Annotated in this window: 18 protein-coding genes; 17 read left to right on the forward strand and 1 reads right to left on the reverse strand. The window is 47.4% G+C overall.

Translation table 11 applies throughout. The features are described 5' to 3' along the window. Positions 1 to 7 precede the first annotated feature (7 nt). A complete protein-coding gene (locus tag FB479_RS11935) occupies positions 8 to 187 on the reverse strand; it encodes a hypothetical protein (protein WP_126435445.1) in 180 nt (59 codons plus the stop codon). Between the two features lie 133 nt (positions 188 to 320). Here FB479_RS11935 and FB479_RS11940 point away from each other — a divergent pair, with 133 nt between their 5' ends. The 17 genes from FB479_RS11940 to FB479_RS12020 all read left to right on the forward strand — a co-directional run bounded on the left by FB479_RS11940 (position 321) and on the right by FB479_RS12020 (position 22,638). Beyond that, positions 321 to 1,025, forward strand: coding sequence for a hypothetical protein (locus FB479_RS11940; RefSeq protein ID WP_142065242.1), 705 nt, complete (start codon positions 321 to 323; stop codon positions 1,023 to 1,025). A gap of 29 nt (positions 1,026 to 1,054) precedes the next feature. Continuing rightward, the gene (locus FB479_RS11945) at positions 1,055 to 1,534 is read left to right on the forward strand and encodes a cell wall elongation regulator TseB-like domain-containing protein (protein WP_142065244.1); all 480 of its coding nucleotides are present in this window, start codon (positions 1,055 to 1,057) and stop codon (positions 1,532 to 1,534) included. Positions 1,535 to 1,686: 152 nt separating this feature from the next. Further along, a complete protein-coding gene (locus FB479_RS11950; protein WP_142065246.1) occupies positions 1,687 to 2,214 on the forward strand; it encodes a hypothetical protein in 528 nt (175 codons plus the stop codon). After that, positions 2,207 to 3,718, forward strand: coding sequence for an AAA family ATPase (locus tag FB479_RS11955; RefSeq protein WP_106653062.1), 1,512 nt, complete (start codon positions 2,207 to 2,209; stop codon positions 3,716 to 3,718). Before FB479_RS11950 ends, FB479_RS11955 begins: the two co-directional genes overlap by 8 nt. A 178-nt stretch (positions 3,719 to 3,896) precedes the next feature. Further along, on the forward strand, positions 3,897 to 6,761 hold the full coding sequence (locus FB479_RS11960; protein WP_142065248.1) for a WIAG-tail domain: 2,865 nt from the start codon (positions 3,897 to 3,899) through the stop codon (positions 6,759 to 6,761). A gap of 216 nt (positions 6,762 to 6,977) precedes the next feature. Further along, entirely contained in the window at positions 6,978 to 8,267 is a 1,290-nt protein-coding gene (gene asnS / locus FB479_RS11965) for an asparagine--tRNA ligase (protein ID WP_142065250.1), read from the forward strand. 124 nt (positions 8,268 to 8,391) lie between these two features. Beyond that, complete coding sequence (locus FB479_RS11970; RefSeq protein ID WP_106653065.1) at positions 8,392 to 9,075, forward strand: DnaD domain-containing protein; 684 nt, start codon at positions 8,392 to 8,394, stop codon at positions 9,073 to 9,075. Between the two features lie 105 nt (positions 9,076 to 9,180). Beyond that, the gene (locus FB479_RS11975; protein WP_106653066.1) at positions 9,181 to 9,603 is read left to right on the forward strand and encodes a hypothetical protein; all 423 of its coding nucleotides are present in this window, start codon (positions 9,181 to 9,183) and stop codon (positions 9,601 to 9,603) included. After that, a complete protein-coding gene (locus tag FB479_RS11980) occupies positions 9,584 to 10,756 on the forward strand; it encodes a glycosyltransferase family 4 protein (protein ID WP_142065252.1) in 1,173 nt (390 codons plus the stop codon). The genes FB479_RS11975 and FB479_RS11980 overlap by 20 nt, the downstream gene beginning before the upstream one ends. Before the next feature lie 121 nt (positions 10,757 to 10,877). Next, positions 10,878 to 11,924 carry a glucose-1-phosphate thymidylyltransferase gene (locus FB479_RS11985; protein ID WP_047069035.1) on the forward strand — a complete coding sequence of 349 codons (1,047 nt, stop codon included), beginning with the start codon at positions 10,878 to 10,880 and terminating at the stop codon, positions 11,922 to 11,924. Continuing rightward, a complete protein-coding gene (locus tag FB479_RS11990; RefSeq protein ID WP_106653068.1) occupies positions 11,921 to 12,724 on the forward strand; it encodes a glycosyltransferase family 2 protein in 804 nt (267 codons plus the stop codon). Before FB479_RS11985 ends, FB479_RS11990 begins: the two co-directional genes overlap by 4 nt. Further along, positions 12,721 to 13,671, forward strand: a complete 951-nt coding sequence (locus FB479_RS11995) for an NAD-dependent epimerase/dehydratase family protein (RefSeq protein WP_106653069.1) — start codon at positions 12,721 to 12,723, stop codon at positions 13,669 to 13,671. Before FB479_RS11990 ends, FB479_RS11995 begins: the two co-directional genes overlap by 4 nt. A 26-nt stretch (positions 13,672 to 13,697) precedes the next feature. Further along, positions 13,698 to 14,771, forward strand: a complete 1,074-nt coding sequence (locus FB479_RS12000) for a glycosyltransferase (protein WP_142065254.1) — start codon at positions 13,698 to 13,700, stop codon at positions 14,769 to 14,771. A 12-nt stretch (positions 14,772 to 14,783) separates the two neighbouring features. Next, positions 14,784 to 16,070, forward strand: a complete 1,287-nt coding sequence (locus tag FB479_RS12005) for a UDP-glucose dehydrogenase family protein (RefSeq protein ID WP_142065256.1) — start codon at positions 14,784 to 14,786, stop codon at positions 16,068 to 16,070. A gap of 98 nt (positions 16,071 to 16,168) precedes the next feature. Beyond that, positions 16,169 to 18,031 (forward strand): oligoendopeptidase F, encoded by a 1,863-nt coding sequence (gene pepF, locus FB479_RS12010; RefSeq protein ID WP_142065258.1) that lies wholly within the window; start codon positions 16,169 to 16,171, stop codon positions 18,029 to 18,031. A gap of 283 nt (positions 18,032 to 18,314) precedes the next feature. After that, the gene (locus FB479_RS12015) at positions 18,315 to 19,538 is read left to right on the forward strand and encodes an efflux RND transporter periplasmic adaptor subunit (protein WP_142065260.1); all 1,224 of its coding nucleotides are present in this window, start codon (positions 18,315 to 18,317) and stop codon (positions 19,536 to 19,538) included. Positions 19,539 to 19,542: 4 nt separating this feature from the next. After that, positions 19,543 to 22,638: an efflux RND transporter permease subunit gene (locus tag FB479_RS12020; RefSeq protein WP_142065262.1), complete on the forward strand. Its 3,096-nt coding sequence runs from the start codon at positions 19,543 to 19,545 to the stop codon at positions 22,636 to 22,638. Positions 22,639 to 22,646 lie beyond the last annotated feature (8 nt).

Raw genomic sequence — 22,646 nt, forward strand, 5'->3', positions numbered from 1 at the left:
TTGGATACTACGACGTTCCGTTGTTCATTTTTGCCACCGCTTTTGTCAGGAGATGATGGCGAAAATGAAGAGTGGGTGTTTGCGACCATTGACGCAAGGGAGACGACAATCCTGCCCAGGAGACGCGGTATTCCTGTAACAGAAACCCAAGTATGTCAGGAGATGTGGTTTGTTGCGAAGATGTCACGCGCTCACCTCCTCGGGGTGTATATGTAGTATGACCGCCCGACCTTAAGCTATGATTAGCAACTTTTCCGTGTCGTTCTAAAACCTTCCCGTATAGCATAGGCTAAAGACAAAAATGGGACAGGGGGGACGACATGTACATCCGGCCCAAAATGCTGTGGTGGCTCATTCCTATCCTACTCGGTCTATTTCTCCTCGGGATTGTATTGGGGATAGTAAGTCGATCAACCAATACAGGCAGCACAGATACTGCGTCTGGGGTCAGACAAACAGCAGGTACGGAGCAGACAACGACGACGGTAGCGGAGCTTTTGGAGCAGATCACGAAGGATGAGGAACGCTCATTTCTGGTATACATGCAGGATCAGACCTTGCATGGGCGATATCAAAATGAGCAATTTCAGCTCGCAGGAGAAATCGGTGGACAGCAGCTTGAAATAGCCAGAAAAGATGGGCAGCCCGTATCGGTGCGAATTGATGGCCAGATACAGGATCATGCTGCACTGCCGTATGCGATGTTCACCCCGTATGAGCACGCAGTATTGCTCAAGGGAGTTATGCCATCGGTTAGTCCTGAACGCCTTGAAGATACTGCAGGGCAAGGATGGAGTGGATATCGGATTGCGGTACCACCTGAGGAAGTCACTTCGCTATTATCGATGTGGCTAGGTCCATCCTTCCCTATTCACGATTTGACTGCGAACGTAACGAACGGAATGAAAGTCAATTACCAACTATGGTACGAGTCAACTACGGGGCAGCTTCGACAACTGGAGCTGGATTTGCAAATACAAACGGCAGTTGGAGTGAAGAGAGACCAGCTTCGATTCCGATTGTAATGTCAGCCACGTAAAGGAGTTACTTTGCTGTGTTAGTACGAATTATCCTATCAATTGTAGCCGTCATTTTACTTACGGGGGCTGGGTTCGCCTATCACCTGACGGCTTCTGTAGCAGGAGAGCGCAATCAATTTGAGGAGACCGTTCGTCAGTGGGTCCACGAACGCACGACAATCACCGAGATTGAATCCATTGATGAATATCGAGGCAAAGAAAGCTACGCGGTCGTCATTGGGAAAAATAAGGCGGGAACACCGGTTGTAGCTTGGATGACCGATCAGAAAGTTAGCTTCGATCGAATGGATCTTGCTGTTCCAAAAAAGAATGTAGAAGAGGCGGTTTACAAGTCATTCCCGCAATCGGAGATCACGCATTTGGTTCCTGGTCTTGAAAACGATAAGAAATTTTGGGAAGTTACTGTCAAAGATAAAGACGGTCGTTTTCACTACATTCACTATGATCTATTCACTGGCGCTCTGTTAACCTCATACGTGCTCGCACCAACCTAATACGCTTGCATAACGACAGGCCTTTTCCTTATGGGAGAAGGCCTGTTTGGCATTCCATCCAACATCTGTATAAGAAATTGATATACTCATATGATATACTGGGGACGTTGCATAGAGAGAAAACGAGAACGATATTTATGGGGGGAGTAGCCGTGCAGTTGAAAAAGAGCGCAATTGGATTATCTTTGGTGGCAACATTGGCACTCCTGTTCGGCGGATGGTTCTTGTATCAAAAGATAGAGATTGAGGAGCCAATCCGTGCAGAAATAGGACAGATGCAGTCCGCAACATTGGGCAATTTGGAGATCAGCAAAGATAAAATTCAAATAGATGTAACTGTTACAAAACCAGACGCTTTTCCAGCAGAATATCGTAATCTGCTAACGGAAACACAAAAGATCGCAGGGGAAAAAGAAGTGGTCATTGACATCGACAACCAGTCGACGACGATGAACGATATCTGGCAGAGCGGTCAATTTGTGTTTACAGAAGCGGTGGAGTTGCATGAATATAGCCGCATTCCGGCCCTCGTGGAACAATGGAAAAAAGGGAATCAGCTCGACGAAGCATCTGCATTGATGGATGACGAGAACATTTATGTTTACTTGAAAAAAGGAACGGAGGATTTTTACACCATCATACCCCGTTCGATTGAAAAAGAGGTGACGGCACGTGCGTAAGGAAGTACTGATCGGCGTCGTACCTGCACTGTTGATTTTTCTTGTTTTTCTAGGTGTAAACATTACGCCATTCTTGGTGTTCGGAGCCGTACTGGGGGCGATTTACTTTCTGGTCATCCGCCAGCAAAATGGACAAGGCGGGAATGTCGCCCTCGGTGGGAAAAGAAAAGTAAACAAGCATGAGCTGCCGAAATCGGACGTGCAGTTTGCCGATATCGGTGGACAGGAACGCGCCAAAAAAGAACTGAAGGAATCGCTTGATTTTCTCGTGTACAAGGACAAAATTGAGCAGTACGGGATTCGCCCCATCAAAGGTGTTCTTTTGACAGGTCCTCCTGGTACGGGTAAGACACTGATGGCGAAAGCAGCGGCGAACTATACAAATTCTGCCTTTGTGGCGGCATCAGGTTCGCAGTTTGTAGAGATGTATGTGGGTGTCGGTGCACAACGCGTTCGTGAATTGTTTCAAGAAGCGAAGGCATTAGCAGAGAAAAATGGGCAAGACAGCGCGATTATTTTTATCGATGAGATCGATGTCGTCGGTGGGAAAAGGGACGGTCAACAGCAGCGTGAATACGATCAAACCTTGAATCAACTGTTGACGGAGATGGATGGTGTAGCTACGACCGACAAGCCGCGGATTTTAGTCATGGCAGCTACGAACCGGAAAGACATGCTCGACGCAGCACTGTTGCGTCCTGGTCGTTTTGACCGTCATATCAGCGTTGATCTTCCAGACAAGCCAGCACGCGAGCAGATTTTGACCATTCATACGGCCAATAAACCGCTAGGCGAGGACGTCACACTGGAAAAAGTGGCACAGGAGACATTCGGTTTTTCTGGCGCCCAATTGGAAAGTGTAGCGAATGAGGCGGCCATTTACGCCATGCGTGACCGCCAGGAAAAGATCACTGCGAAGCATTTTGCCTATGCTGTGGACAAGGTCATGCTCGGTGAAAAGGTAGACCGACAAGCATCAGAGGAAGAGAAGAAGCGTGTGGCTCTCCATGAATTGGGCCATGCCATTGTCAGTGAGGTCGTGCGTCCAGGCTCTGTCTCGCAGGTCACGCTGAGTCCACGTGGAAAAGCGCTCGGATACGTCCGACAAAATCCAATGGAAGACCGCTATCTGTACACCAAGGAAGCGATGGAAAAGCAAATCATGGTTAGCCTTGGGGGAGCCGTAGCGGAGGAAATCTACTACGGTGGGCGCAGTACTGGATCGAAGAATGACTTCGAGCAAGCGCTGGGAATGGCACAGGAAATTGTTCAAAGCGGTATGTCCGACCTAGGGATTGTACATTTGCAATATGTGGATAAGAGACGTATTCATGACGAGGTTGAGCGTCTGCTGGAAGGATTGCTCGTAGAAACTCGCAATCTTTTGAGACAGTATGACTCCGTATTCCAAACGGGCTTGTACACATTGATGGAAGCGGAAGTTCTGCAAGGCGATGAATTCAGGACGCTTTTGTCACAAACGAAAGAAGAAGTTGCTGTATAAATGAAGAGAAAGAACCTGTTAGCCAATGAGAGTGTTGGCGAAGCAGGTTTTTTTGCGTTTGCTGGAAACTTAGGCCAATAAGGATGAAACAATTTTGTAGACACGGTGCCAAATACGGAAATGGATGAATATCCTACAAGAGTGATACGGGAATGAAATCAGGAGGCAAGGAGACCCTATGGCCAATGTGAACCGGCGAAAAACAAACAAAAGCCTGAGCAAAACCTTTAGGCAGACCATGCACGAGTTACCGCTCTCTTATACATCATCACCCGATCGGGAGTGGATGGAAGACCTCGAATTAAATCTGCTTGAAAGTAATTTGGAGAGCACTCAGAAAATACCACCCATCTCTGCTGCCACACCGAAAGAGCAACAAAAACCGATTCCCAAAGTACCCAAGCAGGACCTATCCTCCAAACAGAACTCGTCTTTCAGACAGGATTCATCATCCAGACAGGATTCACTATCCAGACAGGATTCACTATCCAGACAGGATTCACCATCCAGGCAGGATTCACCATCCAGACAGGATTCACCATCCAAACAGGATTCATCATCCAAACAAAACGTATCCTCCAAACAAAACGTATCCTCCAAACAAAGCTCAACTGCCAATCAGAACTTTTATTCGAAGGTCATCAAAGACCGAAATGATGATCGTGTCCAATCATTTGTCTATACAGACGACTTGACAGATCAATCGGTGACAACCGAAAAAATTGCGAACCGTGCCATTGACGCGTCCAAGATTAAGCAAGGCGCCGTGGATAATTCGATTTTGAAGGATTATGCTGTAGACAGCAGTAAACTCGCGGACAAGAGCGTAACTTCCACCAAACTCGCACCGCATGCGGTACAGAGGGATCATCTGGGGCAGGGAATCGTAAGCGGAGAGCATTTGCAGGATTATTCGATTTCCGCGCAAAAATTGATCAACCATAGCATTACGTCCGAGAAGTTAGCTGATAAAACCATCGACTCCATGAAATTTGCCGACCACTCGATCCAGAGCAAGCATATTCAGGAGCAAGCGATCACGAATGAGTTGATCCAGGATCAATCGATTACTTCGGAAAAAATAAAGATGGGGACCATTCAAACAAGTAATCTCGCCAATTATGTGATCAACACCGTGAAGATTGAGGATGGAGCTGTCACAGGCGATAAATTACGCGATGGAGCAGTGACTTCGACGAAGATAGACGAAGATTCAATTGAGTCTCAGCATATTCGTGAAGGCTCCATTTACCATCATCATCTTACGGAAGAGCTAATAGATGGCAGCAACATTAGAGTTGGCAGCATCACGGATCAGCACATTGCCTTTCAGGCTATTTATAGCCAGCATTTACATCCAGAAGCAGTGACCAGTGATAAAGTAGGGCCATATGCAATATTGACTGAGCATTTGGACAACAACAGTGTCACGGCAGAAAAGCTCGCCAAAGAATCAATCGGCAGCACACATTTACAAGCTGGCAGTGTCCTATCGAGCCACTTGCAAGACGGGATGCTGACGGCTAAAAAAATTGGAGATCAGCAGATAACCTCAGCCAAGATAGCTGACAAGGCTGTCACTACAGACAAATTGGCGAACAGGAGTGTAGGAGAGCAACACTTACTCGATGAGAGCGTGAGTTCACGACATCTGATTGACGGGTCCATTCGCTCAGAAAAGCTGGCAAGGAGATCGATTGAAGAACAGCATTTGACTGACAGACTCATTGGGGGCAATCATCTACGCGAGTACATCATCCAGACGCAGCATCTTCATGACCACTTGGTGACCACCTCAAAATTGGCGCCGGAATCTGTTTCCACAGACAAAATTTCAGACCTAAGCATTACGACAAGCAAACTGGGAGATGCCATCATCACAGCTCCCAAAATAGCCAAAGATGCGATCAAGACACGCCATCTGGGCAGATCATCCGTCACGGGGGAAAAAATTGCGGAAAAAGCCATATCGTCTACACATCTCAACAGTCACATCATTCATGCGGACCATCTCCAGGGAAACTCCATTTCCAAGGAAAAAATACAGGACGGCAGTGTCACCCGAGATAAAATAGCCGACCAGAGCATTGATGCGAGCAAGCTGGATAGCCATTCCGTTCATGGTGCTCATGTCATAAAGGGCAGCTTGGATGGAACTCACATTAAGGAAGGGACACTCAGAGGAAATCATCTTGTTAGCAGGAGCATAACAGAACAGCATCTGCAAAACCGGATCATTACGCAGGAAAAACTGGCAGAGGACTCCGTGACCGGTTCTAAAATTGCGTCCAGAGCTGTCACTACGCATCACATTGCGAATGAGTCAATTAGTCCTGAGAAGTTATCCTTTCCGGTAATTGAGACGCATAATCACATAGGAGTAACCTTGCAACAATACGGTTTCGTCCCATTCAGACTTTCTGCCACAGGCAGGTCTACAGATGTGACCGTTCGATTGCCACAGCCTTATGCGGATACCCATTATTGTATGGTGGCAATGACAAATCAACCGGGGATATATACATCGCTCAAATACACGAAAAGGACTTCAGCGATCATCACCGTATTTCGCAATCAAGAGGGGCAGGAAGCGACTGGTGTGATTCACTGGATCGGAATTGGAGTAAAAGGAGTAGATGTTCCACACGAAATGTTGGAATGGTCAACAGAGAAGGGGTATCTGGAGGGAGAAGAAGTCGAGGAAGATCAAAGTGACGATGATCACGACTTTGAAGAGGAAGACATGGATGATGAAGATACGGATGATGAGGACATGGAAGATGAAGACGTGGAAGACGAAGATACGGATGATGAAGACATGGAAGACGAAGATACGGATGATGAAGACGTGGAAGATGAGGACATGGAAGACGAAGATACGGATGATGAAGACATGGAAGACGAAGACATGGAAGATGAGTACACAGACGAGGATGACACGGAGGATCACGACATGGATGAAGAAGACACGGATGAAAGTGATCTCGAGCAAGATTATGAAAGTAGTGAAGAATACGATAGCGATATCGAGAACGATAAATAATTCGGTAGGAAACAACAATGGGGCGAGTGGATGATTCAGAAGCAGGGAGGCCGATGTTGAGATCAGGTCTCCCAAATGCACAATAGTTTACATAATTAATTTATGGTTAACATTATGCAGGTAGACTTTCATTGAATTTGCAGACCCCCAATAGTATAATTGTTAGGTATACTTAGTCTGTATTTGCGTGGCATGGTAAATGGAGGGAATCATTCAATGTTGACGACGATTGCCCGAATCGGGCAGCATGTTGGACAAGAAGTACGCCTGGGATGCTGGTTATACAACAAACGCAGCAGCGGCAAGATTCAATTTTTGCAGCTCCGCGATGGATCTGGCTTCATCCAAGGGGTAGTAGTAAAAGCGGAAGTAGCGGAAGAAGTGTGGGAGAATGCATCGCAGCTCACACAAGAAAGCTCACTTTACATAACCGGTGTAGTTCGTGCGGATGACCGCGCACCAAGCGGTTACGAACTGACAGTAACAGGTGTGGAAATTATTCAGGTCGCCCAGGAATATCCGATTTCCTTGAAGGAACACGGTGTTGACTTCCTCATGGACCATCGCCACCTGTGGTTGCGTTCTCCACGTCAGCGTGCAGTCATGGCTGTGCGTTCCGAGGTGATTCGCGCCATGTATGAGTTCTTCCACGAGAACGGGTTCGTAAAAGTAGATCCACCGATTCTGACACCGACCTCTGCGGAAGGTACCACCAATCTGTTCCATACCAAATATTTTGATGAGGATGCGTATCTCTCGCAGTCCGGCCAGCTTTATATGGAAGCAGCCGCTATGGCGTTAGGTCGCGTTTACTCTTTCGGTCCAACTTTCCGCGCCGAGAAATCCAAGACACGTCGTCACTTGATCGAGTTCTGGATGATCGAGCCGGAGATGGCTTTCGTGGATCACGAAGAAAATCTGCGTATTCAGGAAGCGTTTGTTTCTCATGTGGTACAATCCGTATTGAAAAACTGTGAGCGCGAACTGAAAACGTTGGAGCGCGATACAACAAAACTGCAAAATGTAACGGGATCGTTCCCACGCATCTCTTATGATGATGCGATCAAACTGTTGCAGGAAAAAGGTAGCGAGATCAAATGGGGAGACGACTTCGGAGCACCGGATGAGACGATGATTGCGGACCACTTCGACAAGCCAGTTTTCATTACCCATTATCCTACCGAAATCAAGGCTTTCTACATGAAGCCACACCCTGAACGTCCGGAAGTGGTACTGTGTGCGGATATGATCGCACCGGAAGGCTACGGTGAAATCATCGGGGGTAGCCAGCGGATTGATGATCCAGAACTCTTGGAGAAACGTTTTGCTGAGCATGAGCTTTCGGAAGAGGCTTATCGCTGGTATTTGGATCTGCGCAAATATGGTACAGTTCCACACTCAGGCTTCGGTTTGGGTCTGGAGCGCACCATTGCATGGATTTGTGGTCTGGATCATGTGCGTGAAACCATTCCATTCCCACGCATGCTGAATCGTCTCTATCCGTAGAGTTCCTTTATCGGTGAACGAACGATCTACACCCTGTTGCGAGAGGGCAGCAGGGTGTTCCTATTGTTTGACAGCGCGTTTTACGCACTCCCTTGTTATTCCAACCCAGAGGTGAATATGCGTTATGGACTCCCATATATTGCAATTGTTGCAAGAAGGAGCAACATCCGTCTCCAACCTTCTTTTGAAAATGTATAAGCGTATGTCATTGACTGATGATGAGATGATGCTACTGATTCATCTGCTATCCTTTCAGCAGGAAGGGAATCGATTCCCGACCTTAACAGAGCTGGAGGAACGCATGTCCATGACCAGCAGGAGATTGATTCAATCTCTTCAAAAGCTATTAAAAGAAGATTGGATTACGATAGATGAGTTTATTGACCCACAAACTGGCATGCGTCATGAGCAATACAATTTGACCCCGTTGTACAAAAAGCTGTACCAGACCTGGCGGGAGCAGCAAGCAGACCCGAGAAGCATGGACCCTTATATGGAAGTGGCCGTTTCACTGGATGCGGAACCTGTTGCCATTTACGCTCGTTTTGAGCAGGCATTTGGCCGCCCGCTAGCGCCGTTTGAGTTGGAGAATATCCATATGTGGACCGAACAGGATGGCTATCAGGAAGAATTGATTTTGACCGCTTTGCGTGAGGCTGCAACCGTCGGCAAGCTCCACATCCGCTATATCGACAGGATCTTGCTCGAATGGCAAAAGCAACAGATAACAACCGTAGAACAAGCGCGTCTTTACAGCTTGAATTTCCGCAGACAAGCAAATATGAGAGACCACGGGCAACCGCTTTGATTTCATCTAAATCAAGCGGTTTTTTCTATGTCACCGTACACGTACCCATTTTCCTTGTCGGTCATAACATATTACGTAGATGCAAGCTTCAGGAGGCGATGACTTGTGGAAAAACGGAAAAAATGGGATCTGTCTCATTGGGTGACACCAGGTGTATTTTCAGGAAATTATGTCGTAGATGAGGCCGTTCAACGTATTTCAATCGTAAATGCCAATAAAAAACAGGAAGAGGAAGAAACGGAAAACGTCCAGGAGTTGGTCGTAAATACAACAGCAGAGCAGCCAAAGGAACTGGTCTTGGAGCCTACCTTTGAAATTATTATGAGAGAGACCGACGAGGCAGTCGTGGAACAGGTTCACAAGCTTGAGCAAGAAGTGATGGAACTGAGAGAGGCGCTTGCTTCGTGGGAAGAAAGATGGGAGAAGCTTGAAGAGCACCATACAAAACAATTGCAGTACTTGTATCAAGTAGTTCTTTCACTGAAAAAGGAGTGGGAGATCGAGCGAAATGAACATCGCAATTATTAGTCCGGGTCCCTTTTCTGTGCCACCGGTCAAAGGAAGCTCGGTCGAACACGATATCGACGAGGTCACAAAGATGATCGAGCCCATGCATAACGTGACGATCTACACTCGTCAATGTGCGACCTATCCAACCTCATCCGTGGAAGAAAACCGGCAGTTCATTCGCGTCCCGTATCAAGGGCCAAAGCCATATTTGCGCCGGATTATTAACCATATCAAGAAGAACAAGCCAGATGTCATTCTTGTGGAAAACAGACCGATCTATGTTCTCACATTAAAACGCCATTTTCCCAAGATCCCAGTCTTTGTGAATATGCATTCTCACGTGTACGGTTCACAGCCGATCATCAGCAAGGAAAATATGCGGCGTGCCGTTCGACTGGCAGCGGGTTTTATTACCAACAGTGAATTTTTACGTCAACATTTTATTCGGACGTGCAAGATTCCTGCAAATAAAATTCATGCGGTTCACCTGGGAGTCGATGTCACGCCTTATCAGGTTGCAAAGATCGCGATTAAAAAAATGCGTCAAGAACTAGGATTGAAGCCAGATGATCGCGTCTTGTTTTATGCCGGTAGACTCATGCGCGGAAAAGGGGTCCATGTGCTGATCAAAGCCTTTCGCCAGGTCAGCAAACAAGACCCGAAAGCCAGACTCGTCATTGTGGGCGGTACGGGATACGGTAGCAATCGCCTGAATCCGTATGTTCGCGAGCTCAAGCGCCTTGCGAAGCCTTTGGGTGAAAAGGTGCGTTTCGTCAATTTCGTACCATCCGCAAAAATGCCGCTTTACTACCAAATTGGGGATGTCGTAGCGACACCGTCCGTTTGGAAAGAAGCGTTTTGCCGTGTCAATTTAGAGGCAATGGCTTCCGGAAAGCCCGTCATTTCCACTCCACGTGGCGGCATTCGTGAAGTCGTTGCTCACGAGAAAAGTGGCTTTATCATCCCGCCAAAAGATTGGGAAAAAGGATTGCCTGCTGTCTGGGAACTGTTGTGGAGTTCACCTGCCGTCCGGAATGAAATGGGCAAACAGGCTCTGCAACGAGCAAAGTTTTTTTCATGGTATGCAACTGCGCAAGGCTATCTGAACGTATTTGAAACCGTAGTTCCAACGCGAAGAGAAGAGAAGCAACAGCTTTTAAAAACAGGTTAATTCGATGTAAATGATGTAGGTGGTTGCCTTTTCTTTCGCCGATGTGGACGTCTGCCCTGTCCAGCTATCCAGATACGCATACCTTATAAGTATCGCAGAGCACAACTGGGGAGTGATACTTGTGAAAGGGTTAATCTTGTGTGCTGGACGTGGGTCGCGACTGCACCCCTTTTCCTATTCGCAACCGAAAACCCTCCTCCCTGTGGCCAATCACCCGGTCTTACACTATTGCATTCGCAAACTGCGTGAAGTGGGCATTCAGGACATTGGCATCGTGATACATCCTTCACAATCACAGATTCCTCCCATGGTGGGCGATGGTAGTCAATTCGGGGCTACCATTACGTTTATCAGGCAGGAGGTAAGACTGGGAATTGCCCATGCTGTCCAGCTAGCGCAACCGTTTTTGCAAGACGAACCGTTTATCTTGCTACTAGGTGATAATTTATTGATGGATTCACTTCACGGGCTTACCAAAGCGTTTACGAAGGGGAAATCTGACGGTGTCGTGATGCTGAGTCAAGTGGAGAGACCACAGGATTATGGGATTGCAGAAGTACAAAAAGGACGATTAATCTCTGTAGAGGAAAAGCCACGTCAGCCAAAGAGCAACCTGGCAGTGATTGGCGCATACCTGTTTACGCCACCTATTTTTGAGTCGATTGCTACCCTGCAGCCATCTCCCAGAGGCGAACTAGAAATAACGGATGCGATTCAATCGATGATTAATCGCGGATTCAAATTGGCCCATTCCGTCACCAACGGAAAGTATTCGGATGTGGGAACCATCGATCGCTGGCTGGAGGCCAACCAGTGGATGCTTACGAGGGAGCTAGGCAATCAACATCAAATTGGCAAAGGAACCATTGTGAAAAATTCGAAGATTACGGGTCCCGTACTAATTGGTGATGATTGTGTGATTGAAAATTGCCAAATCGGACCGTACGTCTCGATCCAAAATGGCGTAAGCTTGAAAAATTGCTCGTATCTCGAAAATAGTATCTTGCTGGAAAACTGCTCGTTGCATGACATTGCATGGAAAATAACAAACAGCGTTTTTGGCCGCTCATCGATGATGACGGGTCAATCTTCTAACAGTACGGGCGTTTTCATTGTAAGCGACAAATCGTCCATTTGCATTCCGGCTGTTAAGAGGGAGGACGTATGAATCCGACCTTTACTGTAGTCATTCCGACCTACAATCGCGCCAAGTTTATTCGCAAAGCCATTAAAAGTGTCTTGAATCAAACCTCAAAAGATTGGAAGCTGTTGATCATTGACGATGCGTCCACCGATCGAACCAGAAGTAAAATTGAAAAATATATGTACCACCCAAACATTATGTATCATCGAATGGAACAAAATTCTGGAATCGGCAAAGTCATGAATCAGGCATTGTCAATGGTAGATACCCCTTATCTTGTACAACTCGACTCCGATGACTGGTTACCGAAACGAACGCTGGCGGTGCTCAAAAAGTACATTCACAAAAGCAAGAAAAGCACAGCTCTCTTCTATGGCAACATGAACATCTGGAAAGTTAGGCGCGGAAAGTATACCAAGTCGTTCAAGGTGACGCACAAGACATTTCATAACAAGTACCAGTTTCTGAAGTACAATCGCTGGATGGTTTCTCCACGTTGTTATCGCGTAGATGCACTGCATCAAGTGGGTGGTTGGGATACCTCGGATCGGTACGAGGGAAGGATTATGGAGGACCGGCGAATCATTTTGCGATTAATTGAAAAGTATCGGGTCAGATACATCAACAAAATCCTTTACAACCGAACGAAGCATAAAGGTCAGCTCACGGATAGCAAGATGAAGTTCCGCCGAAATTATTTGCGAAAAAAAACATTCAAATTTTATCTGAAAAGGTGGGGCAAGAAGTACAAGGCCATCTATGGTTACAAAAACGGTTATTTAGTCATTAGAAGGCTGAAGAAAGTGAGGCGTCGGAGACGATGAAGAAAGCTCTTGTCACCGGCTGTGCAGGTTTTATTGGGTCTCATTTGACGCAGCGCTTGTTGAACGATGGCGTGACAGTCATCGGGATAGACGGGTTCATCGATAACTACGATGTTGCTGCGAAACTACGTAATCTGGCCGAAATAGGAAAACATCCTGCCTTCACCTTCCATTCTACAACGCTTCAGACTGGGCGTTGGGACATTTGGCTCGAGAACGTCGATGTTGTTTTCCACCTCGCTGCCTTGCCGGGAGTGAGAAACAGCTGGGGAAAGTCCTTTGCCGATTATGTTAGCCATAATATTTTGGCTACACAAGAATTGCTGGAGGCTTGCTTGCAAAGACCGAAGCCGCCTGTCATCGTAGTCTCGTCCTCCTCTTCGGTATACGGGACGATGCAAGGGACCGTAACCAATGAAAATGCGCCTCTTCGCCCAGTTTCCCCCTATGGAGTGACCAAGGAAGCGATGGAGCAAATCTGCTCGGTTTATGTGAAAGCTTATGGACTCCCGGTGACCATGCTTCGCTACTTTACGGTATACGGTCCCAGACAGCGTCCCGATATGGCTTTTCATCGCTTTTTTCGTCAAATGATGAAAGGCGAGCAGGTCATCATCTATGGAGATGGCCAGCAATCACGAGACTTTACGTATGTAACAGACGCGGTAGAGGCGAATCTGCTCGCTGCACAGCATGCCGTTCCTGGTGACATTTTTAATGTGGGTGGAGATCGGGAAATCAAGCTCATCGATGTGCTATCCATCATGGGCACGTTAATGAATCTAACCCCTCGCATTGCGTATCAAAATGGGCCAGCAGGTGATTCCTTGCGAACCTGTGCGGATATCCAATTTGCCCAACAACGCTTGGGATACAAACCAAAAGTAACGCTAGAAGAGGGCCTTCGCCATCAATTAGCAGAGATTCGTTCGCAATCGAAGGGGTAACTCCCGTCATAAAGGAGGCCAGTTGCATGCATCGGGTCCTCGTTTATCGCAGAAAGTTTCTTCCCAAGAGTGAAACATTTATTTATGAGCAATTGATAGGACATCAAGTGGTCAAACCCGTGGTGTTGACCCGACAGCGAGCCTTTAACCGAAAACAATTTCCTTATTCGCCGGTCTATGTGCGCAAGCATATGGCCGGCCTCTCCACTTGGCTGCGACGAAAAAAAATTAAATGCCTGCATGCCCGTTTTGGTCCTGCTGGATTAGAATTGCTTCCTTATGCACAAAAAAGCAAGCTTCCCCTGATCACTTCCTTTCACGGCTTTGATGCGACCAAGCGCGTAAAAGAAAATCCCGTGTACAGACGGTCCCTTACGCGTCTCTTTCGAAAGGGCCAGGCGTTTACAGTCGTCAGCAATCACATGAGAAAGCGATTGATTCGTCTGGGCTGTCCCCCGTCTAAAATTACCCTTATTCGTTCAGGAATTGATTTGCGCAAATTTCCGATGCTGCCGCAACAGCCTGTGGAAAATGGGGAGTACCGATTGCTAAGTGTAGGGAGACTGACTGAAAAAAAGGGGATGGATACGTTAATCAAGGCGTTTACCCAGGTGCATAAAAAACATCCCAAGGCGAAGCTAATCATCGTCGGCGATGGAGAAGAAAAAAAGAAGCTCAAACGACTGATCAAGAAAAACAGGTTAGGCACACAAGTCGTGCTCAAAGGTGCACTGCCACATCGTGAAGTCCAGCGTGAATTGGCCAAGTGCCATTTGTTTATCCTCGCATGCAAGACAGCGAGAAATGGCAACCAAGAGGGAATTCCCAATGTCATTATGGAAGCGATGGCCAGCGGACGCCCTGTCATTTCCACCTATCACGCGGGGATTCCTGAGCTGGTCGAAAACAAAAGGACCGGATATCTTGTCCCGGAGAAATCGCCGACTGCACTCGGGAAAATGATCAACCGTGTACTAACAGAAAGTCACGAATGGGCACAGATCACGACGGAGGCTCGACTGAAAGTAGAAAAAAACCATGATATCCATAAGCAACGGATGAGGCTAGAAGAGCTCTATTTGCGTGTCTCGAAAAAATGATGAGGTGAAGGAATGAAAGTTGCCGTTATTGGGACCGGTTACGTAGGTTTGACGACTGCTGTCTCCCTTGCCATGAACGGTCATCAGGTAACTGGTATTGACCTCGTTGCATCCAAAGTAGAAAAATTGCGCCAAGGGATCTCGCCGATTTACGAGCCGGGCTTAGATGAGGCATTAAAAAAAGTACTGGATGATGGCGCGCTTGCTTTTTATACGGATCTGACAGAGGCAAAGGACGCAGAGATCTTTTACATTTGTGTAGGGACACCTGAAGCAGCAGACGGCACAGCCGATTTAACGTATTTACTCGGGGCTGTTTCAGACATTGAAAAGGTCCATTCGCTCGCACCGCAAGAACGCATCGTGGTAATCAAGAGTACCGTACCAGTCGGAACTGGCGAAAAAGTAGCGGGGATGCTGGCTGGCTGCCAAGGAGTATCTGTTGCGTCCAACCCGGAGTTTTTACGGGAAGGGAGTGCATTATTGGACGCATTGGAGCCTTCGCGAATCGTCATTGGCGTAGATAATCCTCAGGCAGCGGCGCGCATGGAGGAGCTGTACAACGGTGTGAAGGCACCGCGAGTAATCACGACCAGAGCAAACGCTGAGCTGATCAAATACGCTTCGAATGCATTTTTGGCCACCCGAATTTCCTTCATGAATGAGCTAGCACGGTTAAGTACCGCGCTCGGGACGGATATCGTGACGATCTCGCGGGGAATGGGACTGGACAGCCGAATCGGACCGCAATTTTTACGGGCAGGAGTAGGATATGGCGGCTCCTGTTTTCCGAAGGATACGATTGCGTTATTGCAGCTCGCAGCTGAGCACAATATTCACTTAAGCATTTTGGATAAAGTGCGAGAGGTGAATGCTACGCAGCCTGCCTGGTTTATGGAGCAGTTGTGCTTGCAACTCCCTGATCTAAAAGGCAAAGAAATTGCCGTTTTGGGGTTGACGTTTAAACCGGATACGGATGACATCCGCGAAGCGCCATCGCTCAAATTGATAGAAGCACTCCTGCAAAGAGGTGCTTCCGTGAAGGCGTTCGATCCGATTGGAGTACCTAGTGTCAGCAAGCAGTTTCCGCAGGTCACATACACGCAATCCGCGGCAGAAGCATGCGAGGGAGCACACGCCGCATTATTGGTCACAGAATGGGAACAGTGTGTCCAACTGGATTGGAAACAGGTTCATCAAAGCATGACGCAGCCGCTCTTGGTAGACGGACGAAATGCCTGGCCGAACCAGGAGGTGAAGGAAGCAGGCTTTCACTATATCGGAGTAGGGAGAAGCTGACTTTTCCATTTCGGGAAAGCTCGGCTTTTTTTCTGTGGAAAATCGTGAAAGTGCCTGACTGATTTGAACCTGTAGGCATAATACGATAGGATACACATATGGATGATTTGACCATTTCATCTTACATGAATAACGAGGGAGTGATCACGGTGAATAAAAGCAAAACACTGCCGAAACGCAGTGACGTCCCCGCAGAATACAAATGGCGTCTCGAGGACATGTATCCCACTGATAATGATTGGGAAGCGGACGTACAAAAAGTAAAACAGCTCACAGAAAAAATCGCAGCAATGAAAGGCTCTCTAGCTACTTCCGGTAAACAGTTGCTGGCCGTGCTGACTCTGCAAGATGAATTGTTGAAGACGCTTGATCAAGTGTACGTCTATGCACGTATGCGTCGAGATGAAGACAATGCGAACAGCAAGTATCAAGGTCTGACTGACAGGGCGACCAGCCTGAGCACGCAAGTATACGGTTCCATTTCGTACATACAGCCAGAGATTTTGGCCATTCCCACGGAAGACTTGCAATCGTGGATAAAAGAAGTAGAAGGTCTTGAACACTACCGCATTTTGTTGGAAGAGATTACCCGCTTTAAGCCACATACGCTATCTTCCGAGGAAGAAGCATTGCTGGCAAACATGAGCGAGCTTGCGTCTTCTCCTTCCAAAATTTTTGGAATGCTCAACAACGCGGACATGAAATTTCCGATGATCACGGATGAAAACGGTGAGGAAGTCGAGCTGACCAAGGGACGCTATACGCAGTTCATGGAAAGCAAAGACCGACGCGTGCGAAAAGAAGCATTCGAAGCGCTGTACAGTACGTATGGCAAGTTCCGCAATACGATCGCTGCCTCGTTGACATCTGCGATTAAAGGGGATGTTTTCTACGCACGGACGAGAAAATATCCGTCTGCCCTGTACGCAGCTTTGTTTGCCGATAATGTGGAGCTTCCTGTTTACGATAACCTGATTGCAACGATCCATGAGCATCTTCCGCTCATGCACCGATACATTGCCTTGCGCAAAAAATTATTGGGTGTTGATGAATTGCACATGTACGATTTGTATGTGCCGATCGTACCTGAGACGGACATGAAAATCCCGTATGATCAGGCTGTCTCAACGATTAAAGAAGCACTACATCCACTGGGCGAAGAGTACGGTCGCATTTTGGATGAGGGCTTTTCCAACGGTTGGATCGATGTGCATGAAAATGAAGGGAAGACAAGCGGAGCCTATTCATGGGGCGCTTATACGTCACACCCGTTTGTGCTCATGAACTATCAGGACAATGTCAACAACATGTTTACACTGGCGCATGAGATGGGGCATGCTTTGCATAGCTACTATTCCAACCACGCACAGCCTTACACCTATGCTGATTACAAGATTTTCGTAGCAGAAGTGGCCTCCACACTGAACGAAGCACTTCTGATGAATCATTTGCTCGAGACGACGACAGACAAGAAACAGCGCATGTACTTGATTAATCATTATCTGGAGCAGTTCCGTGGTACGGTATTCCGTCAAACCATGTTTGCCGAGTTTGAGAAAATTGTGCATGCAAAAGAAGAGCAGGGAGAGCCGCTGACTGCCGAATCTCTCAGTGCGATTTACCGTGAGCTCAATGTTGCCTATCACGGTCCAGATATGGTAGTAGACAGCGAAGTTGATTTGGAATGGGCCCGGATTCCTCATTTCTATCGCGGCTTCTATGTGTATAAGTACGCGACTGGCTTCTCGGCCGCGACGTCTCTTTCCAAGCAGATTTTGGAGGAAGGTCAGCCAGCTGTGGATCGCTATTTGCAGTTCCTCAAGGGTGGCAGCTCAGATTATCCGCTCAATCTGCTCAAGGGAGCAGGCGTAGACATGACGTCGCCAACTCCGATTGCGGAAGCATTGAGTGTTTTTAAGGAATTGCTCGAAGAACTGGAACAGCTGGTCACACAAAACTAAGAAACGATATCCGAAAGGCAGTTCAAGTCCAAGACTTGGCTGCCTTTTTTGCACTTCTGTGGAAAACGTCTCCTCTCATGGCCCTTTTGTAAAATTTTTCTTTAAGTCGTCCAAAATACGGTAACTTTCCCATTTTCTTTGCGTATCTATTTATGCGCTAGGAGGTGTTGGTCTCCGTCTCGGGGCGGAGATGAATTTCCACCCGCTGACTGTTTTGCAGCAGAGGTAAAAACTGGCACAATTACGCCATGAGGAATGATTGTGAAAATTTGGAGGAATTCTTGTGAAAAAACGGGCATCGATTATTCTGGCTTCGGTAATGTTGGTCGCAGCAGGTTGCTCAGCGCCAGCACCTGAGGCACCGCAGCAGACAGAGGCAAAGGCGAAGGTAGTAGAGGTAGTGAAGGTTCAAAAAGCAACAAAGCCAGTGATGCTCGCAGTTACAGGGATGGTAGAAGCCAAGCGGGACGCGGTGTTGTCGTTTGGTACGGGGGGAACGATCTCAGCGATCTCCGCGACCAAAGGTGCAAAAATCGCGCAAGGTCAACTATTGGCCACATTGGATACCCGTTACCACCAAAAAGAAATTGCAGCGGCACAGGGGCAGGTCGAGGAAGCAGCAGCGCGGAAAATCAAGGCGTTAAAGGGAGCGACAGCAGAAGCAATTGAGCAGAAGCGTTTGCAGGTAAAAAGCGCGCAAGACAGTCTGGATAAAGCAAAGCAGGACCTCGTAACAAATGAGAAGCTGTTTGCTGGCGGAGCCATTTCGCAAAACGAAATAAATGCGAGTAAACGGGCCGTGACGCAAGCAGAGATTACCCTGCGCGACGCTCAGCTGTCTTTGAATGAACTGCAAAAAGGAGCGGAACCAGAAGATGTCATTGTCGCCAACGCATCGATTAAAGCTGCTGCCGGCGGTGTAGACCGTGCGAAAAAGAGCTTGGATGATGCGAAAATTCAGGCACCATTCACAGGAACAGTGGTGGATGTGAACTTGCAAATTGGTGAGCAGGTGTCTCCTGGTCAGGAAATCATTCGACTCGTTGACCTGTCCGAAATGAAGGTAACCCTGGATGTTTCCAATGATTTGATCGGTCAATTCCGTGAGAAAACCAAGGTGCAGGCTTTGTCGGACGATGGTAAGAAAAGTGAAGGAACCATTGCATTTATATCTCCAGTTGTAAACAAGGATACAGGGAAGTACCGCGTTGAGATCACGATACCGAATGCAGATGGTTACTGGCGTGGAGGAATGGCCGCGACGATTGAGGTGCCGCGCCAAGTGAATGGTTTCCTCGTGCCGCTGGAAAGTGTCGGCGTGAGTCAAACAGACCATTATGTGATGGCAGTAGAGAATGGACTGACTGTGAGAAAACCAGTGAAGACCGGTCAAATGGTCGGAGACTCCATCGAAATCGTTTCAGGAGTGAAAGAAGGCGACCAGCTCCTGCGAAGTGGGATTACATTCTATGTCGAAGGGCAAAAAGTAGAGGCGAAGGGAGAATAGCTGCATGAACAAGATGATTCTCTTTTTGCTTAAGAGACAACTGATTGTCTATTTGTTTACTTTTTTGCTCGTCATTGCCGGACTGGGGTCCTTGTTCAGCTTTAATATTGAATTGGTACCGAAGACGAACTTCCCGGACATTTTTGTTCGAATTTCGGGTGGGTCACTTCCTCCTGAAGAAATGGAAGAGAAAATAACGAAAAAAGTAGAACAAGAGCTAAAATCGATTAATGATATTAAAAATTATTATTCTTCAACGAGTGCTGGCTACGTTAGTATCAATATTTCTGCGAATGAAGGAAAAGGCGAGCAAGTCAAGCAAGATGTACAAAATGCCGTCAACCGCCTTCGCAACGGTTTCCCGAAAGCCATTGATTCCGTAGAAGTCAACCAGAGCAGCTTTGGTGGCGAACAAATGATTGACTACGCCCTCGTAGGCGCTGATCCGAAGACGATGCTGAGTCTGGCCAAAACATCGATCAAGGACCGCATTGAGGAAATCGAAGGTGTCAAGGAAGTATCTGTTTCTGACCGAAGCTTCGAAAATAAAATAGCCGTTTCCCTGTTGCCTGAGCGATTGAATGCGTATCAAACCAATCCTTCGGCAGTTATCTCGCAACTGCAGGATACGAACTGGAAACAAGGGATTGGGACGCTGGAGAACACAGGTTTTGACACGGTAGTCATGATCGACAACTCGTACCAAAATGCGGAGGAAATGAGAGCACTGTCGATCGATACGCCGAAGGGAGCGGTTTCCCTAGATCAGCTCGCAGACATTGAAGACTTGCGTGGAAAAGTGAAAGATTCAGTAGCCCTTACGAACAGCTCCGTTTTTGTTCATTTGAGCGTCACACGAGCTGATGGCTATGATTTGATCACCACGCAAGAGAAGGTAGAAGAAGTTGTTCGCGAATTAATCGCAGAAGCGAATGGCAAGTATACCATCAAAGTGATGTTTGAAGGAGCTTCCTTCATTAAGCATGCGGTTTCCAACCTCAGTCGTGATGTGATGATCGGTGGTGCGCTCGCGATTATCATCCTGTTCGTTTTCCTTCGTAACTGGAGGGTTACTCTCGTCATTGCAACGACACTGCCACTCTCTGCTTTTATGACATTTATCGCAATGAAAATCGGCGGGTACAACATTGACATGATCAGCTTGTTGTCCTTGAGCTTATCAGTCGGATTGATTGTTGACGCCGCGATTGTGGTGCTGGAGAGTATTTATCACTATCGAGAAAAAGGCGAGGAGCTCAAACAGGCGATTGTAAAAGGAACGAGAGAAGTATTGACGCCTGTGTTTACTTCACAGCTTACGATTATTATCGTTTTCTTGCCGCTCGTCCTTGCAGATTTTGAAGACTGGCTCAAACCGATTTTGGGAACGATCGCGTTTACCGTATCTGCTGCCATTATCGCTTCAACCATCGCCGCATTCTTTTTTGTTCCCGTATTCTCCAATCGCTTCTTGCAAAAGGATAAGCATGTTTCGCTAGAAGGAGAAGGGAAAGAACACTTTATCATCCGTGCGTTCAGCGGTCTCTTACAGATTGCGATTAGACATCGCGTCAAAACGATTCTACTGGCGATTGCGATGCTAGTTGGATCGGTATTCCTTACGCCTATGATGAAAACAGGCCAAGGGATCAATCCTAATGAAAATATCATTTTTGCCAACATTGACATGCCGATTGGGGCTACAATTGAAAAGACACAAAAAGCAGCAGTCGCCGGGGAAGAAGCTCTGCGGAAAATCCCCGAAATTAACGATGTATTCTTCTTCGCTTCCAAGGAAGGCGCAGAGTTATTCATTTCCTTGATTCCGAAAACAGAAAGAACACGGGATAAGGAAGCTTTGAATGAAGATATCAACAATATTTTGAATGGATTGCCAGGAATTGAATCGGTCTCTATGTCTTACGGACAGCAGGGTGGCAGTGCGCCGATCCAATTGGAAATCTTCGGGGACGACATGGAGCAGTTGAGCAAGATCGCTACCGATTTGGAAGGAATGCTTTCTACTATCTCCGGTGTTGGCAACATTCGCAACGACTTTAAAGAAGGCAAGGAAAAGGTCACGTTATTGCCAAAAGAAGAAGCTCTCGCAAGGCTGAATGTAGATCATCGTTCGTTGTTACAACAGTTGAGTGTGCTGATTGGCAGCCAACAAATTACATCTATCACGCAGGACGGAATCGAAGTGGACGTTGTGGCTAAAATGCCTGATAACTGGCTGAAGCACCCGGATCAACTCAAAAACGTCATGGTGAGCGCAAAAAATGGTGCAGCAGTACCTTTGGTTGACTTGGTAGAGATGACCTATAGCAAATCTCCTGTTACGATTCAGCACAAAAAAGGCGAGCGGATTATCACCGTTTCTGCTGAGCTTCAAGGTGGCGATTTGGCTGGAGTTGGTCGTGAGATCGGAGAGAAGCTTCCAGGTGTAGTGATTCCAGCGGGCTACAAAGTAGAGATCGCCGGAAAATTGAAAGAGCAAAGCACGAACATGACACAAGCGATCTTCGTCTTCGTCGGTGTACTCGCATTGATCTATGTCGTCATGGTTGCTCAGTTCGGACGTCTTTCCCAGCCGTTTATCATCATGCTGACCATTCCAATGGCTCTGGTCGGTGTCGTGTTAGGATTCGTCCTTACACAGCGGACATTCGGTGAAATGGCGATGATTGGGATCATTATGCTGGTCGGTATCGTCGTTTCCAATGCGATACTCCTGATCGACCGGATCAACTTGCTCCGCAAGCGTGGAATGGAGACAGCGGAAGCCATTATCCAAGGAACCAAAGAACGGATTCGTCCTGTTATCATGACGAAGCTGACGGCGATTCTCGGGATGCTTCCGATGGGACTTGCGATGGCGGAAGGCTCTGATTTGGAAGCGCCGCTCGCAACTGCCGTAATCGCTGGCTTGATCTTCCATACTATCGTCACGCTGGTGCTCGTTCCAGTACTGTACTCCCTGTTTGAGGGGGCGAAGGCAAGAAGACTGGCGCGCAAAGCGGCTCGCCAAGCGAAGCGCGAAGCAAAACGAGAGGCGAAACAAAACAAAGATAAGAACGTACCTCCGACAGAGGTATAATGATTCGC

The organism is Brevibacillus sp. AG162, assembly GCF_006715575.1.
GTDB classification, from domain to species: domain Bacteria; phylum Bacillota; class Bacilli; order Brevibacillales; family Brevibacillaceae; genus Brevibacillus; species Brevibacillus brevis.